The organism is Micromonospora rhizosphaerae, assembly GCF_900091465.1.
Classification (GTDB): domain Bacteria; phylum Actinomycetota; class Actinomycetes; order Mycobacteriales; family Micromonosporaceae; genus Micromonospora; species Micromonospora rhizosphaerae.
The window spans coordinates 3,263,881-3,279,673 of the sequence record NZ_FMHV01000002.1 but is presented as its reverse complement, the minus strand read 5'-3'; the positions used below and the strand labels follow the sequence as shown (position 1 = coordinate 3,279,673).

Annotated in this window: 11 protein-coding genes; 5 read left to right on the top strand and 6 right to left on the bottom strand. The window is 67.9% G+C overall.

Going from position 1 to position 15,793, the window contains the following annotated elements:
* Positions 1–436 precede the first annotated feature (436 nt).
* The gene (locus GA0070624_RS15705; RefSeq protein WP_091341815.1) at positions 437–1,735 is read right to left on the bottom strand and encodes an IS701 family transposase; all 1,299 of its coding nucleotides are present in this window, start codon (positions 1,733–1,735) and stop codon (positions 437–439) included.
* A gap of 32 nt (positions 1,736–1,767) precedes the next feature.
* Here GA0070624_RS15705 and GA0070624_RS15700 point away from each other — a divergent pair, with 32 nt between their 5' ends.
* The 5 genes from GA0070624_RS15700 (at position 1,768) to GA0070624_RS15680 (ending at position 8,716) form a co-directional block, all read left to right on the top strand.
* On the top strand, positions 1,768–2,667 hold the full coding sequence (locus GA0070624_RS15700; protein WP_091341813.1) for a Shedu anti-phage system protein SduA domain-containing protein: 900 nt from the start codon (positions 1,768–1,770) through the stop codon (positions 2,665–2,667).
* Positions 2,668–2,747: 80 nt separating this feature from the next.
* Positions 2,748–3,611, top strand: coding sequence for an abortive infection family protein (locus GA0070624_RS15695; RefSeq protein ID WP_218105157.1), 864 nt, complete (start codon positions 2,748–2,750; stop codon positions 3,609–3,611).
* A 198-nt stretch (positions 3,612–3,809) separates the two neighbouring features.
* The gene (locus GA0070624_RS15690; protein WP_141715025.1) at positions 3,810–6,827 is read left to right on the top strand and encodes a hypothetical protein; all 3,018 of its coding nucleotides are present in this window, start codon (positions 3,810–3,812) and stop codon (positions 6,825–6,827) included.
* Between the two features lie 2 nt (positions 6,828–6,829).
* The gene (locus tag GA0070624_RS36410) at positions 6,830–7,201 is read left to right on the top strand and encodes a VOC family protein (protein WP_176731705.1); all 372 of its coding nucleotides are present in this window, start codon (positions 6,830–6,832) and stop codon (positions 7,199–7,201) included.
* A 507-nt stretch (positions 7,202–7,708) separates the two neighbouring features.
* The gene (locus GA0070624_RS15680) at positions 7,709–8,716 is read left to right on the top strand and encodes a hypothetical protein (RefSeq protein ID WP_176731704.1); all 1,008 of its coding nucleotides are present in this window, start codon (positions 7,709–7,711) and stop codon (positions 8,714–8,716) included.
* A gap of 225 nt (positions 8,717–8,941) precedes the next feature.
* Here the strand turns inward: GA0070624_RS15680 and GA0070624_RS15675 are convergent, their stop codons facing one another.
* The 5 genes from GA0070624_RS15675 to GA0070624_RS15655 form a co-directional block, all read right to left on the bottom strand.
* On the bottom strand, positions 8,942–11,497 hold the full coding sequence (locus tag GA0070624_RS15675) for a type IV secretion system DNA-binding domain-containing protein (RefSeq protein WP_245718805.1): 2,556 nt from the start codon (positions 11,495–11,497) through the stop codon (positions 8,942–8,944).
* 119 nt (positions 11,498–11,616) lie between these two features.
* Complete coding sequence (locus GA0070624_RS15670; RefSeq protein WP_091341803.1) at positions 11,617–13,401, bottom strand: VirB4 family type IV secretion system protein; 1,785 nt, start codon at positions 13,399–13,401, stop codon at positions 11,617–11,619.
* Position 13,402: 1 nt separating this feature from the next.
* Positions 13,403–14,341, bottom strand: a complete 939-nt coding sequence (locus tag GA0070624_RS15665; RefSeq protein WP_091341800.1) for a PrgI family protein — start codon at positions 14,339–14,341, stop codon at positions 13,403–13,405.
* A gap of 9 nt (positions 14,342–14,350) precedes the next feature.
* Positions 14,351–15,352, bottom strand: coding sequence for a hypothetical protein (locus GA0070624_RS15660; RefSeq protein WP_091341798.1), 1,002 nt, complete (start codon positions 15,350–15,352; stop codon positions 14,351–14,353).
* A gap of 1 nt (position 15,353) precedes the next feature.
* Positions 15,354–15,692 (bottom strand): pilin, encoded by a 339-nt coding sequence (locus GA0070624_RS15655; RefSeq protein WP_245718804.1) that lies wholly within the window; start codon positions 15,690–15,692, stop codon positions 15,354–15,356.
* Positions 15,693–15,793 lie beyond the last annotated feature (101 nt).

Genomic DNA, 15,793 nt, shown 5'->3' with positions numbered 1-15,793 from the left:
CCGCGAGGCAGTGGCAGATCATCGACGACACCTTGGACAACGAGGTCAGCGTCGACACGGAGAACGGAGACCCGAGGGGGGACGTCGAGTGTCGCACGATACGCGATCACGTGGGATCCTTTCTGGTGGTGACCTTTTGTCGTGAAATCTCATTACCGGAGGACCCACGCCATGCCAACGCCGTCCACAATGCACCTTATGAGCAATCGTTACCCGTCAAACACCATTTCTTGTTGAGAACCTCAATGCATGAGGGGTACCACGCGGCGTGCGTCAAACTTTGAAAGGGGCTCGTCTTCGAAGCCTTCGCTGGGTGGGCTGAACTTGAAGGTGGATTAATGGAATCGCTAGTACCCGACCTTGCCACTGACCGTCCCCGGGCGATGAGCTGGATCGACTATGAGACCTGGCTTAGTACTCCAGCCGGGGATCGTGATCACGGCTCGATGAGGGCTTGTCGGGCGTAATGGCTTTTCATGGCGCGGGCTTGGTGGCGGCGTCGGCGGACCGACCAGAGCAAGGGATCGGTGTGGCGGCGGGTGGGCTCGATGATCAGGACGTTGAACAGGTGGCGTAGCTCGTTGACGGTTAGCGGGATCAGCCCGGCCGGGTCGGGCCGGTCGCGGTGAGCGGTGGCAGCGGCGAGGAAGGCGTGGGCGAGGATCGCCAGGGTGGTCCAGCGGTGCCAGGACGTCCAGCGGCGGTTCTGGTGCTGGTCGAGGCCGAGGCCGGTCTTCGCGGCTTGGAACGACTCTTCAATTTTCCAGCGGCGCCCGGCCACTGTGACGAGGGTGTGCAGCGGGACGGGTTCGGGTGACCAGCAGCGGTAGAAGGCCAGCTCGCCGGTTGTCCGGTTGCGGCGGATCAGGAGCCAGTGGTGTCCTCCGTGCTGGTCGCGGTGGGCGGGTAGGGCGGTGAAGGACCAGTCGTAGTAGCGGTGTCCCTTGGCGCCTCGACCGGCGGACACGCGCTGCCAGGCAGAAGCGGGCAGTCCCGTGGCCAGCGCGTCTACGCGGTAGACACCGAGGCTGGTGGTCACCTGATGTGAGCAGGCCACCGCCAGGACGTAGCCCAGTTGCAACTGACGAAGCTGGGCGGCCAGGCGCGGGTCTCCGCCGTAGGCTTCGTCGCCGGCCACCCAGCGGCAGGGCAGCCCGGCGGTGACCGCGGTCTCGATCATCCGGGACGCCAGCTGTGGCTTGGTCGCGAACCGCACCTGCTCCGGGACACCCGCCTCAGCCCGGCGTTGCGGGTCGTCGCACCACGATTTCGGGAGGTAGAGGGCCGCGTCGAGCATCGCGTGAACCACCTCGGTGGCGTAGACCAGATGCACGGCGAGCTGGCAGTTCTCGATCTTCCCGGCGGTGCCGGAGTACTGCCGTTGAACGCCGACGGTGTGCCGGCCCTTCTTCAGATCACCGGTCTCGTCGATGACCAGTACCGCTTCGGTGTCGCCGAACTGCTCGCAGATGAACTCACGCACGTCGGCGCGGACCGCCACGTCGTCCCACTTCACCCGGGTCAGTAGGTCCTGCATCCCGTCCGGACCGGCGTCGCCGGCGTGCTCAGCGATCGTCCAGCAGTTCTTACGCGGTAGCGGCGCCAGCAGGCCTCGGACAAAGTCCCGTACCCGCCGCCGGGGCTCCGGCCTGCGGAAACGTTGGCCGACAGTGAACAGCAGGTCGTCGAACAACATCCGCCATCGCTGGGCGTCTACCCTGTATCCGGCAGCCACCGCTGCGTCATGGTCAGTCCACACAACCGTCCATGATCGACGGTGGCTGCCCTCGTTCCCGCGCCGCATCACGCCACAGCTCAGCCAAGGTCAACATCCCCGGCTGGAGTATTAGCCGGGAGTGGAAAGTACTTTTGGCATCTGACCCCGAGGAGGGTGCCGTTCATCGGTTCCTCGAAGATCACCCCGTGCTCCTTCCTGGCGGATTGGGTGACATTGGCCCTGGCGGGCATCACGGTCCCGAGCTTGGGGGAGTTTTTAGCGAGCCACCGTTGCACGGGCTGGCAAGAGACCGTCGGCCAGACTTCATGTGGGTTACACGATCGACTTCATTGATCACACCGGTTTGCATCGAGATCGAGAAGCCTTCGAAGCGTTGGTTCACGAAGGACGGACGTCCCACCAGCGAGCTGACCCAGGCTCTCGATCAGCTAACTGACTGGAAAGTGTGGTTCTCGGAACCGGAGAATCAATCGATATTCCGCAAGACCTACCTGCGCGGGCAATACGACGACAGGCAGCTCTTGCCGCAGTATGTCCTGATCTATGGCCGCGCGAAGGAGTTCGATAGCTTCGAGTACCACACCCGACCCGATCGGTTGCGTAAGAAGCGAGACTATATGCGCCGGCCCGACGAGAGTTTTATGACGTTCGACTCCCTTGAGCCCAAGCAGGAGCGAGCGGAGTTGACGACCTTGGCGATGACCTCCGACGGGCCTGAGCTTCTGGCAATACCACCGACGCTTACTACAGGTCCCTTCACCGGATACGTGGCCACGGAGCTGCGCAGTCCGCACGCCGCAGTCGCTCGCAACAAGCTATTGTCCGACCAGCGCAAGGGGCACGTCGTCGAAAGGTGGCTTCACTGGCAGTCCGTGCATGAGGCTCCCGCGCATGGTCTGCGGACGTATTCGAATCGCAAGGGCGAGTAGCCACCCACCGCCGTCCATCGACAGGCGCACCGCAGGTAACCGTTCGCGGCCAGCGCGGCAGCTCGATACCCTGGATCGCTGTGACCACTCGCAGCCTCGTCCCTGCCCCTGTGCGCCGGCATTTCCGGGATCTCGCCTCCCAGACGTCCGTGCTGCGGCTGATCAAAGGGATGTGGGAAGACCAGGGATTCGTACCCTCCGGTGACCCGAACGAAGAGACGGGCGAGCGGCGGTCCTTGTGGCACGAGTACGAAGACAACGTCGACTGGTCTGACCCTGGCCATGTCAGCCGGGTGCTGCGGGTCTATGAGACGGTGCTCGATGGCGTCCACGAAGGCCCGATCGAGGACACCCGCAAACTGCTGCGGCGCCACGGGTTCAACTTCGACGCTAAGGGACAAATCAGGCCACGCATCGAATTCGCCATCAGCTCCGCGAAGATCCCGACATCGCTGAAGTCCCTCCGCGACCCTGCCGTCATCCTCGATTCATTCGTGCGCATCGACCGCGCCCTGCAGAACGATCCCGCCCAGGCGATCGGCTCGGCGAAGGAACTGGTCGAGGCGACGGCCAAGACAGTCCTGCTGGAACTCGGTGAGCCGTTCGACGACAAGACCGCGAAGCTACCCGCGCTCATCGACCAGGCACAGCGTGCGTTGCAGGTGCATCCGCAGTCGGTCGCACCGGGCCCGGATAGCAGTCACGCGATCAAACGCATCCTCGGTGGCCTGACCAGCATCGCCATCGGCTTGGGCGAACTCCGCAACGAGGGATGGGGCACCGGGCACGCACCCGCCACGCCACGAGTTGGTCTGCTCCCTCGCCACGCCCACCTGGCTGTAGGTGCAGCTCAAACCTGGTGCCACCTCATGCTCGACACCCTCGCCGATCCAACCGCACCATGGCGAGCGGCAGCGCGGCGTCACTCGCACAGCCCGGTCTGACCACCGACTCAGATCACTCGGCGCCCAGAGGCAAGGCGGCGGACTGTCCCGAGGCGGCGCGCCTGAAAGCTCACATCCGGACCTACCACTGACAATGTTCTGGTCGACCGGATGAGTCCGCCGGACCAGCGGAGGTTGGATCAACACCAGGCTGGCGGCTCATGAAGCGGCCAACGGAGAGGGGTGTCGGTGTCTGGCATGGTCGAGCAGACCAGGGCGGAGATCCGCTTTGCGCTGAACCAGTTGGCCGCCCGGAATGGGCAGCACGAGTTCGAGACTCTTTCGCGCATGCTGGCCCGAGCTACCGTGACCCGCAGCCTGCTCCCGGCCACCGGGCCCGTCGCCGCGGGCGGTGATCAGGGGCGCGACTTCGAGACGTACCACACCGAGATGGCCGGGCAGACGCAGCGGCTTGGACGCGAGCTTGGGATGCGCGATGGCGACGGAGTCAGCTTCACCTGCACACTGCAGCAGGACAACATCGGATCCAAGATTCGCGGGGACGTAGAAAGTGCCCTGGCGGACGGCACGGCGGTCAGGTTCATCCTCGCGTACTGCGAGGTCAACATTCCGGTCGCCCGCCGGCACGACCTGCAGCGCCAGGTGCTCGATAAGCACGGCGTCCGCCTGGAGATCTTCGACGGGAACGGGATCGCAGAACTGCTGGCACACCATGCCACGTTCTGGATCGCTGAGCAATATCTGCACCTGCCGGGCCGTGCGCTTCCTCCGCCGCCGAACCGGCCGGGCTGGTACGAGGCGGACCTGGCCCGGTGGCGCACGACCACCGAACCGGTCCTCAGTTGGGGACACTATGTCGATCTCACGGGCTGTCTGCGGTATGCCTATCTGACGCGGGAAGGCCGCGAGGACATCCCGTTCTGGTTGGAGAGGCTCGCGCCTCTCTTGGACGAGGACGCCCCCGGGCTGCTACGGCATGCCGCGCGGCACCAAACCATCATCGCCCATCACCTCGGCTTGGGATCGATGCGCCCAGTCGATCATCTGACCGCCGCCGAGATCGACAGCGCGGCGACCTCAACCGATCCGAACCTCATCGCGGACGCAGTGGTGATACTCCTGCTTACCTGCGCTGCCCGCGCGCGAGGCGAGACGAGCCATACTGCCGACCGGATCATGAAGTGGAACCGAACGCTGACAGCCCATATTGACGAACTCCTCGCCGGCCACCCGTACCCGGGTGAGACTTGCTCGCTTCTTGAGTCGCTCGCCGCCCTGAAGATGCAGCCCGACCTGGACCAGGTCGGGACCGATGGCTACCAGTACCAGAGCGTGGACGCCACCACCGATTTCACCCTCAACGAACGGTTGCAAGCCATCGCAGAGAATGGCCTGGCACCTTTCGACGTACCCAGTGTCGACCGGTCCGGCGCAATGGATGCATTCGCCCGGCTCGCCGAGACCCTGCCGGACGCCCCGCTCTACCCCGCCGAGCACGCCAGTAGGTTCCTCACCCTCCATACGCCGTTACTGGTTGACGAGCCGCAGTTCGATGCCCTCGTGGACGTCCTCGACCGCCAGTTGGCGGTGTCGATGGGCGGCGACGCCGCAGCGGACAAGGCACTCGATCGAGCCAACGCTCTTTTTAAGGCCGACCGATGGCTGGACGGACTCCGTCACCTACACCGAGCCCGACTCAGCCTGGTTCATGGCGAGGCCGGGGCCCGACTCGTCGAGGCAACTTTGGCGACCGCTGAGGCGTACCAGCGGCTGCGCCTCTACGCAGCGGCCAAGTACTACGGCCTGGTCGCCGCAGCACTAACACAACGCGACAACCCCGACCTGCACCCGCAGGGACTCTTCAAGGCCGCCGCCGCCGACTACCACCAGGCCAACTGGGTCAGCTCCACCCAACTGACCCGCACCGCCCTCACCGCTCACGGTCTGCTGGCTGAGCAGGCTTTCGACTTCGAACGGCACCCGTGGCTGGCCGCCGCCCTGTTCGAACTCGCCAACACCAGGGCGCTCGCCAACAAGCTCGGTGCCCCCTACACGGACCTGGTCGACGAGGCCATCGCCGATGCCGGTGTCTCCGGACTCATCGACTCCTTCGTTGAGGACCTGTCTCGCAGTGGGCCGCCGTGGTGGCAGCGCATGGACGCCGAGCAGCACGTCGCGCATGCTGCCAAGCAGTTGGGCGATCCGCCCTTCGCCGATGCCGGTCCACACCGACGGATACGGTTCCAGTGCTTGGGCGTGATCTGGACAGTCGAGTTCGACAACCAGGAGCCCGATGTCGCGGTGGGCGAGCGGTTCGCCGCAACCTTGCAGATCACGCTCGCCCACCTTGCGTCTGCGGACCCGGCCCTCCTTCCGACAAGAGTCCGAGTGTTCGTCACCGCCGGCGCGCCCGACTCCGACCTCGCCACCGAGCAAGTCGACGGAACGCCGACTGAGACGTGCTTCCGCTGCACCCTGGCGGTCATCGACCATCGCGGCCCTGAGGTCTTCAACGCGGTCGCGCAGCAAACCCTCGCGGCCGTGACCACCGTCATCGTCACTGTCTCGGCGCTGCCCGACGACCGGTGGAAAGTCTTGCTCGACCAGGTCTTCGAGCAGGGCCTGCCGTCGATCACCACATTCGCCATGCCGTACGACGTCGCGTTCCATGGCGCCACCCGCAACCACCGTCTCCACCTGTCGCTCGACGACCCGCAACCGTTTACCAGCGACATCGCTACCTGCCCCGACGCCGGCCCAGGCCTTGATTTCCCTGACACTCCGGGGCCCGGGTACGCCCCATCCCACAGCTACGAGGAGGTGCGGTTCAGATACGAGGACATCCCCCGGCGGATGCGGCCAACCCTGGCGGCCCTGCGGCAGTCGCCGGCCTTTGCTGACACGGTCGCGGCCCTACGTGACCGCGGCTGGCTGGACTGGCACATCCTCTTGGCGGTCCACAGTGTGGCGAAGAACGCGCGCTTTCGCTACAGGTCGACGTGCTCGCCGGACGATGTCGAGGCCGTCCGCGACCTTTTCCTGGCGCCGGAGCCCGATGATGACCCTGTCCCGCCGAGGTTCTTCTCGGTGAGCGCCCTTGAACAGGCACTGGAGGTAACCCTCCCCGCGAGCGCCAGAACGATGTGGAAGCTCGCGCTGCGGCAGCGCCCCCTAGACATTCACGCGGTCAAGCGTCTGACGATCACTCGCTACGGCTGGGCTCGCGACGACATCGAGCATGAGGACCCGTTCTGAGCATGATCCCTTACGGGGTGGATGCATCCACCACCGAGGAATCACCCCGACCGACGAAGGCTGGCACAACGGCGCCACAACCAGACGGTGATCTGAGTCTGGCCAGGTCAGGCGGCACGTCGACCCCGCGTTTCGGGCCGCGTTTGCTCCCGCGTCTCAATGAGGGCAAGCCTGCCAAGAACCCTATGCATATCGATATCCGCGTGGCCGGTCCAGGCCCCTGGGACATGGCCGAGCGCGCCCCACTGATCCGGCAGAAAGTGCCCGAGCTGGTTGCCGCCGGCGCGACGGTGGTCTCCGAGGAGTGGTACGGCGACGTCCTTGGGCACGTCGTCATGAATGACCCCGAGGGCAACGAGTTCTGCGTCGCTTGATGCCATGATCAGTGCCGCATCCCGACATCGGATCTGCCGCAGGCCAGGCAGAGCATGCTTTGGCTTGGGCGACGAGGACGGCGTCGACGACAGCCGGTTGATCGTTGCGGGGTAGGCCACGTCGTGCATGCCTCGGTCCCGACCGGATGATGACGGGATGAGTACCGAAAGCCCGTCATCTGCTCACCTCCTGTACGCCGCTGCCGTCAGAATCTAGATCAAGATCCACAAAAGTCCTGGAACCGGCGCCACCCTCAACTTTCATGCCTCGTCCGCCCTCACACGCCGGACGAGGCTCGTGTTGCTCGGACGCCGTGTCCGCCGAACCTTCGCCTGGCGCTGATAGCGCTTGTTCGGGAAGCCGCCCGGCCACCATGGCGGCGGGAGCCATCTGGGAGGCGGAACGTGGCAGTCAATCTAGCGAAGACCGACGCTTTCACGGTCCAGGCGCCCAACGGGGTGTTGTGGACGCGGAAGCCTGGGGGGCGAAGCAGCGCCGGCGACCTGTTGCGGGAGCTGGCCGATCTCGTCAAGGACCACATCGAGCGCGAGTGGGACTGGTGGGAGGACGGCCGCCGGGACAAGGAGCACGAGCGCCAGTGGGCGGTGCTCGCCGAGTGGGACAACGGGGCGAAAGATCCTCCCGGATTCGATCCCGACGCGGCGGCAACGGCATGCATGGAGGACTTCGACCGCCGCATGGAGGAGCAGCGTCGTGAGCGGAAGGCGCTTGCCGCCGAGCGGTACGACAAGGAGCGCGAGAGCATGCGGCTGCGGATGCTGGCCGTCGAGGCCGACGCCGCGTTCTTCGGCCACGTGTTGGAGCGGCCAGCCACCACAGTGCAGCGGGACAAGGCCGAGCAGCGTATGGAGCAACAACGCGCGGTCGCCGTCACGATGCGCGAGCAGCTCGGGGACCCAGAGGCCGTTGTCGACCGCTACGGCTTCTTCCCTGAGCAGCGCCGCGAGATGAACTTGAGCTCCCACATGAGCGTCTGGCGGCACCCGATGCTGCGCGGGCTGCACGAGAGCAAGCAGCGCAAGCGGTTCAACGCTCTGCTGGCGATGCGTCCGGTCAACTCTGCCGCGATGTGCTCGGAGTGCCAGGCACCCTCACATTGGCATTCATACGCGTTGTCGCTGTGCCTGTTCCGGGGACAGCCGGAGCCAGGCTCTCAGGCGGAAACGATCGCCAGGCTGATGCCTGGATGGTGGGACCGCTGCTTCGCCTGCACCGCCTACCAGATTGAACATGTCTGGGGAGCCTCGTCCGCCCTGCCCGACTTCGACGGGGAGCAGTGGGCAGCGATGCTGCCGCCGACGTTGAAGGCCATCTTCGCCCCGGACCCGCCGAAGCCGCGCCAGCCCGTCGTCCGGCCCAAGCCGCTGGCGGTCATCAAAGCTGGCGCGATCGAAGAAGTCATGGCGAAGCTGGCCGAGGCGAAGGCGCAGTTCCCGGATGCTGTCGTCCGCAGCGGTCGGCACGGTAGCTGGGAGCTATGGCCACCCGCCTGACTGCCGCCCACACGGTGTCCCCGCCGTCGCAATCAATCATCGGTCGAGTGGCGACGAGATGCGGCATGTCCACATGATCGCAGGGAGGCCGCTGACATGGCGCCCAAGGCCATCCCCTGTCTGCTGAGGGACATTGCGTTCACATGCCCTTGCGCGGAAGGCCTTCCCGGGGTTGCGGTCCTCGACCGGCCGCCGCCAGCATCGTTGCTTGGGGTGTCTGTTGGATTACACGCCGTCCTGTTGGGTGGCTGTTGGGTTGCCCGGATTAGGGTCATCGCCTTCCGGCGGGTCGGCCACGCCGGCGAGATGGGCGATCGCCGACTGGTTTCCGGACGGGCCGGATGCGGCCGCGGCGGCCTGCCGGACCGCCGTGGACTCCCCGATCGGCGCCCGCGGTGGGTTGGTGCGCAGGGTGAACGCCGCGGTCTCGCGGCTGTTGACGACCAGCCGGCACGCCGCACGATAGGCGTCCAGGTGCGACAGGTCGTGCTCGTCGAGCTCGGGCATCGTGTGCCGAGCCAACTGGTGGGCGTCCTCGGGAGCGCAGGAGAAGAACACCTTGTTGCGGGCGTTGGCGGAGATGGCCAGCTGCGTGTCCCGCGGCATCTGCGACAGATTTTGATGGGCCAACACGAGGCCGAAGTGGTAGCCGCGGGCCTCGGCGAGCATGTCACCCACCGAGCCGGGCAGGTTGAGAAAGTTGTGTGCCTCGTCGATATATGCGAAGGAGTCCCGCCGGTCCGGCTCGGGCAGCCGGGCCCGTCCGGTCGCGGTCTGCCAGGCGGAGGCGAGAACGAAGCTGCCCATGAGTCGGGCGGTCTCCTCGCCGATCTGCCCTTTCGGCAGGCGGGCGAGCAGGATGCCGCCGTCGAGGACGCGGCACATGTCGAAGCTCGACTGCGGCGCGCCGAGGGTGCGGCGGACGAAGTCGCGCAACAGGAAAGCGCGCAGGCGGGAGAGCACCGGGCCGATCACCTGGGCCCGCAGCGGCGGTGGGGTGGACTCGAACCATTCCCAGTAGCCGCGCAGGCCCTCGGGGTCGTCGAGATCCCGGGTGAACGCGTACCGGAACTTCTTGTCGTTGAGCAGCGGCGGGATCAGCGTCAGCGTGGCGTTGGCCTTGCGCAGCAGGGTCAGACACGCGACCCGGAGCGTGTCGTCGATACGCGGCCCCCAGTGCTTGGCGAAGATCCGCCCGAAAATCGAAACGATGTTGTCCACGACCAGGTCGTGGTCGTGGCCCTGCAGGGGGTTGAGGGTGGTGCCGGCGGGCTGGTCCGGGTCGATGATCGTGAGTCGTTTGGCGTGGCTGGTCGGGATCCGGTCGAGTAGGTCGAGGACCAGGTCGCCTTTGGGGTCGATGACAATGACGCCGCGCCGGGAGTGGATGTCGTCGAGGATCATGTTCAGCAGCAGCGTCGACTTGCCGGAGCCGGTGGAGCCGAGCACGTGCAGGTGCTGGCGGGCGTCGGCGACATTGAGGGCGACGGAATGGCCGCCGACGTCGGCCTTGCCGAGGACCTTTGTGCCGCGTCCGCCGGAGGCGACGGCGACGGGTGCGGGCATCGGCTTGGCACGTGCCCGGTCCAGGCCCGGGACGGCGATGTCCTGCGGCAGTGCCGCGATCGTGGCGAGTTCGGTGGTGGACAGCAGGAATCCGCAACGCAGCATCCGGGCGGCCAGGACGCGGGCCGGATGCTTGATGGTCAGCCGGCGTAGGCGGTTGCGGCCGGTCCAGGACCCGAACGCGGTGGCGATGCCTTGGGCGTGGGTGACCAGCCGGGGCTTGAGGTCGTCGGGGTCGCTGCGGCGGGGGTTGGTGTGCGCGACGCCGAAGCGCAGCGCGACCTCCCATTGGGTGCCGGTGAGTTTGTCGACGCCGGCGCGGCCGTCGCGTTCTCGCTGCGGGTCGGCGCCGGGAACCGGGGTGTGGCGGGCGGCCGGATGCGTACGCTGCCCCCTGCTGAACAACTCCAGGCCGAGGTCGAGAGCGACCCGCAGCCAGGTGGCGGGGTCGAGCAGGTCACGCGGCGGCCGGCCCGTGCGCAGGCTTTGCACGCCGCGGCGCAACCGTCGGATCTGCCGGTTGGTGGCGGGGCGGGCCAGGACCTGCACGCAGGCCGACTCGGCGGCGTGCAGCCCGGACGCCGCGGCGATCAGGGTGCGCATCGGGTCGTTGTCGTGGTCGGTCTGCAGCGGGTACCAGGCCGGCAGGGTGGGGACGAGCGCGCCGCCGACGTCGAGCGCGTCCAGCGGGAGCGGCGGGTCGGCGTCGGTGACGGTGCAGGCCGCGCCGGGCCAGGCGCCGCGGATCGCGGCTTGGATCGGACCGGTGCGGACCGTGCGCGGCACCCAGACCGCGATGGTCAGTTCCCGGCCGCCCCACCGGTACTCGACGGCGATGTGCGAGCGGCCGTCCCGCAGGCGGCGCCGCCACGCGGCGTGCAGGATCTCTGCGAGGGTGGCCCAGAACGTGGCGGCACCGGCGGCGTCGACCTCCGGCGGCGGCGACACGGTGATCAGCTGCGCGTGCCGGGCCATCCGGCGGTGTCGGCGGGCGGCCACGACGGCGCCTGCCGTGTAGCCGGCGGCGATGAGCAGGACGGCGACGACCGCGAGCCAGGGACGGTCCAGGCACCACCTGCTAGCGGCGGTGATGGTGTCGAGCAGCCATTGCGAAAGGCCGGGCAGCGGCGGTGCCGACGTTGTCGGCGGTGGTGGCGGTGGTGGTGTGGACGTGGGAACGAGCGCGGGGATGAGCGCGAAAACACTGCTGATCACGGTTTTGCCCTTCAGAAAGACGAAAAGGGCCATGCGCCGCCATTGCTGGCGGCCCACGGCCCTCGGGTGGCGTGCTTAAGTCACGGCCGGTTCAAGGCCGGGTCGGTGTAGTGGTGGGTTCACTCGTCGGCAGGCAGCTCCAGGTCTCCGATGCACAGCCGGTGTTCTTTCTTGGAGGCCACGGCCTGGAAACCGACCCGGTGGGTGCCCGACATGAGTAGGCCCTCGCCGCGGCGTGCGCCGAGCAGCACCCGTGCCTCGCCGGCGGTCAGGCCGAACACGTCGGCGACGATGTCGATCGCCTGCGGTGCCTGCCGTAGCAGGATCTGTGTAGCGGCGTTGGCGATGACGACCTGTCCGAGGTCGGAGCCGAGGAGGTCCCCGACGTCCTGGGTAATGACCGCCAGCCCAGCGCGCCGCTTGCGGGCGGACTTCGCGAGGCGGGAGAGGAACTTAACGCCCTCGCCGTCGCGTAGCAGGGTCCAGGCTTCGTCGACGACGACCAGCCGCTTCGGTGTGTGCGCCGACCGGATGGCCGGGGTGTCCACCTCGCGCCAGATCGCGTCGAGCGCGAGGAGCATGCCGGGGGCGCGGAGCTCGTCGGCGAGCTGCCGCGTGGACCAGCACACCAGCTGCCCCGTGGGGACGGTTGTGGTGGGCCCGTCGAAGAGGTCCTTGAATGACCCGGCGGTCCACGGTGTCAGCCGCGCGGCAAGGGTGTCGGCGGCTTGCGTGTGCTGGGCGGTGAGCGCGGCGGCGACGTCGCGCAGCAGGGGTGCCTGTCGGCGCCAGGTGTCGGGGTCGTTGGATATTCCGGCTTGGTCGTAGGCGTCGTTGATCGCCTTATCGAGGGCGGCCCGCTCCGACGGCGGCGGCTGCCCTAACAGCACCGAAATCAAGGTGTGGAGGAACAGGGCCCGGTAGGTGCGGGCCTGCGGTCGGCGGTCTCCGGGTGGGATGTCGAGCGGGTTGAGTCGTACCCCGCCGGCGCCGAGCGCGATGGTGACGCCGCCGACGGCGTCGGCGAGGCGGATGTACTCGTTGTCGGGGTCGATCACCGCGACGTGCACGCCGTCGGCGAGGGAGCGGAGCACTTCAAGCTTGACGAAGTAGCTTTTCCCGGCGCCGGAGCGGGCGAGGACGACGCTGTTGGCGTTGTGTTGTGCCCATCGGTCCCACCACACGATGCCGTTGCTGTCGGGGTTGAGGCCGTAGAGCATGCCGCCGGTGGCGCCGGGCTCACCGGGCAGCGGCGCCGGCAGGTCGGACGAGGCGAGCGGGAACGCCGACGCGATCGCGTCGGTGTCCATCACCCGTCGCATGCCGAGCCCATCGCACGCGAGGGGCAGTGTGGCCGTCCAGCCCTGCATCTGCCGCCACGTCGCCGGCTGGGTGTCCAGCAGGACGGACGCGGCGGTGGCCCGCACATGCGCGACCGCCTCGTCCAGCTCGTCGAGGGTGGTCGCGTGCACGCACAGGTACAGGCCGACCCGGAACAGCTTCGACTGGCCGCGGGCGATCCGGTCGGCCAACTCGGCGCCGTCGTCGGCGGCGGCCTCGGTGATCGGGTCGACGAGGCGGCCCTTCTCCGCGTCGGTGCGCCGGTTGGACTCCAACCGTGCCCGCTGCTTGCGCAGCCGGGCGGCGGCGATCTGCGGCGGCAGCGGGTCGATGTAGACGACGACGTCGAGCCGGCCCGGCCAGGCCAGCAGCGGGTCCAACCAGGCCGGGCCAACCTCGGCCGGGTAGCCGGTCACGATCAGCGTCGCCGCGTACCCGTTGCCGACACGCAGGTAGCGGGGGGTGTTCTCGATCGCGGCCGGGCCCAGAACGGCGGCGAGCCCGGCCGAATCGGCCGGGGTCGCGTCGGGGCTGGCGGTCTTGTGCCGTCGCAGTATGGGCATGTCAGTCTCCTGGCCTCGTGATGGCCGCGTCGGGCAGGGCACGGGCCCAGGTGACGTCGGCCGGGGTGTACGGGTCGGTGGCGCAGGTCAACATCGCGGCGGCCCGGCCACCGTCGAGGACGGCGGTCTGCGCCCCGAGCGCGGACAACGCGGACGCGGCGTGCTCGGCCCGGCGCAGAACTTCGGTGGCGCGGCCCTTGTCCCCGGTGGCGGTGACCGCGACGGTGACGGTGCGCCACAGCGGGTCCCGCCGTGCCGCGAGGTCGTCGAGGAAGTCGGCGTAGTCGCGGGCGGCGTCGGCCAAGGCTGGGTTGGCGATGGTCTCGGCGTTGTCGGCGATGCGTTGGGCGTGGCTGGACAGGTCGACCCGCTGGGCGGAGATCACGATCTGCACCGGCCCGGACAGGGAGTTGAGCCACCGTCCGTAGCTGCCGATCAGGGCGGCCTGCTCGTCGCCGGTGCGCAGCCCGATGTTCACGGTGGTGCAGGCGACGAGGGCCACTGCGTGGGAGCCGATGTCGACGACGCCGGTGTCGCTGATCGCCTTGGCTGGCAGCCGCAGCACTGGCACTGTCGCATTGGGCGTCTCGGTGGCCGGCGCCCAGGCCGGTGCCGCTGTGGGCCGGCCGGCAGCGGCCGGGGCCATCCGCTTGGGGCTGCGGGTGTGCCGCACCGCCGACAGCAGCCAGGCGTCCATGGACAGGCCGTCGCGGCGGCCGAGCGCCAGCACGATCGCCGCCCCTGCGAGGGGGGTGAGGATCGCGATGAGCACCGGCTGCGGCAGCAGCGTGCCGACCGCCCGGAAGATGCCGTAGCCGATCACGCCGGCCACGGCGAGGATGGCCAGCTGCCGGGCGGTCAACCCGTAGACGATCTTGTCGGGGGTGTCGACGTCGGCTGGGATTCGTGCTGTCGGTCTGGAATCAGGTTCGTGGCGCATCAATGCTCCTTACGGTCTGACCGGCCAACCGGTTGGCCGTGGCGTACCCGGCCGTGCGCGAGCGGGGATCGTGCGACCGCCACGACCGACGCCCAGCCCGCGGCGCAGTCCTTGGGTGATCTGCTGGATCAGCACGACCCGCAGGATCATCCCGAGCGCGTTCGGCTTGGACTGGGTGACGTAGCGGCGCATCAGCCCGGGGATCTTGACGACGCCCCACAGCAGGCAGACGACGATGAGCAGGTTCATGACCGCCGCGGGTTCGCCGCCTGGTATCGGCAGACCCAGCACGCGCAGGTTGCTGTCCGGGTTGAGGAAGACCCTCAGCGTGGTGTGCAGGGCGACCGCCTGAATGACCACCGTGCCGAGCGTCCCGAGCATGGTGCGCCACCACAGTTTGGCGGCACCCTCGGTCTGCAGTGTGCCGTGCAGGGCCAAGGCGATGGGTGAGATACCGACGGCGACGACGAGCACCCCGAGCCGGATGATCCACTGCACGAGGAGGGCGCCGGTGAGCACCGCGATCAGCAGGCCGATGAGCAGCAGCAGAAAGCTGACCGCCGTGGCGCCGGTCTGGCCGTTCAACGCGCTGACCGTGGTGGCGCGAAGCTGCTGCATCGAGCCGGGCGCGGTGATGTCCTGGCTGGTCAACGCGGCCGTGAACGCGTTGGCCAGCCCGATGACGGTGGAGCACAACGGGATGGCGAAGTTGGCGGCGATCAGGCCGATGACCAGGCGAGGGATCAGCTCGCCTGGCCCGACCTGGGACTGGATGGTGTCGCGGCCCATCACCAGGATGGCCGTCCACAGGAACGCCAGCACGTAGCAGACATTCACGATGCCCAGCGATGTGCTAGCGAACGCGGTGACCTGCGGCAGCCCGGTCACGTCCGGGCTGACGAACGCGGTGACCGACAACAAGTCCCACAAGGCGTTCAGCGCGCCGATCACCATCTCGGCGAACCAGGTGAAGATGGGGCCGATGATCTGATCGGCGAGCCAGTCACCCATCTCAGCCCCCGATCCAGCCCTGCACGACCGCGAGCAGGATCGGCGCGAGGACCGCCAGGGCGTAGCCGATGAGGGCGTTTTTGAACGCGGAGTTCGACTTCTCGATCTCGGTCGGATCGCCGCCGGCGGCCAGCCGGCGCAGGCCACCGATGGTCAAGAACAGGGTGGCGACGCCGACCAGCAGCCCGACGATCCAGGTCGTGATATTGCCGATGATCACAGGCAGCGGGTAAGCGGCCAGGATCTGCGGCTCGGCCGCGTACGCCGGAGCCGAGCTGGCCACGGTCGCCAGGACCGCGACGGCGACGGCAGTGGTGCGGTAGATGATGCGGCGGAACATGATGGGCACCTCCCGCCCCGCGTACGGGGCTCGAATCGGATTTGAGGTGCGCCACCGGGGACCGGGGCCGGCCGTGGGAGCGTCGCTCCTTCCAGCCATGA

Excerpts from the sequence above, each read along its gene's own strand:
- GA0070624_RS15700 (WP_091341813.1), top strand. The coding sequence starts at position 1,768 with ATGATCGACGGTGGCTGCCCTCGTTCCCGCGCCGCATCACGCCACAGC.
- GA0070624_RS36410 (WP_176731705.1), top strand. The coding sequence starts at position 6,830 with ATGATCCCTTACGGGGTGGATGCATCCACCACCGAGGAATCACCCCGA.
- GA0070624_RS15690 (WP_141715025.1), top strand. The coding sequence starts at position 3,810 with ATGGTCGAGCAGACCAGGGCGGAGATCCGCTTTGCGCTGAACCAGTTG.
- GA0070624_RS15655 (WP_245718804.1), bottom strand. The coding sequence starts at position 15,692 with ATGTTCCGCCGCATCATCTACCGCACCACTGCCGTCGCCGTCGCGGTC.
- GA0070624_RS15665 (WP_091341800.1), bottom strand. The coding sequence starts at position 14,341 with ATGCGCCACGAACCTGATTCCAGACCGACAGCACGAATCCCAGCCGAC.
- GA0070624_RS15670 (WP_091341803.1), bottom strand. The coding sequence starts at position 13,401 with ATGCCCATACTGCGACGGCACAAGACCGCCAGCCCCGACGCGACCCCG.
- GA0070624_RS15660 (WP_091341798.1), bottom strand. The coding sequence starts at position 15,352 with ATGGGTGACTGGCTCGCCGATCAGATCATCGGCCCCATCTTCACCTGG.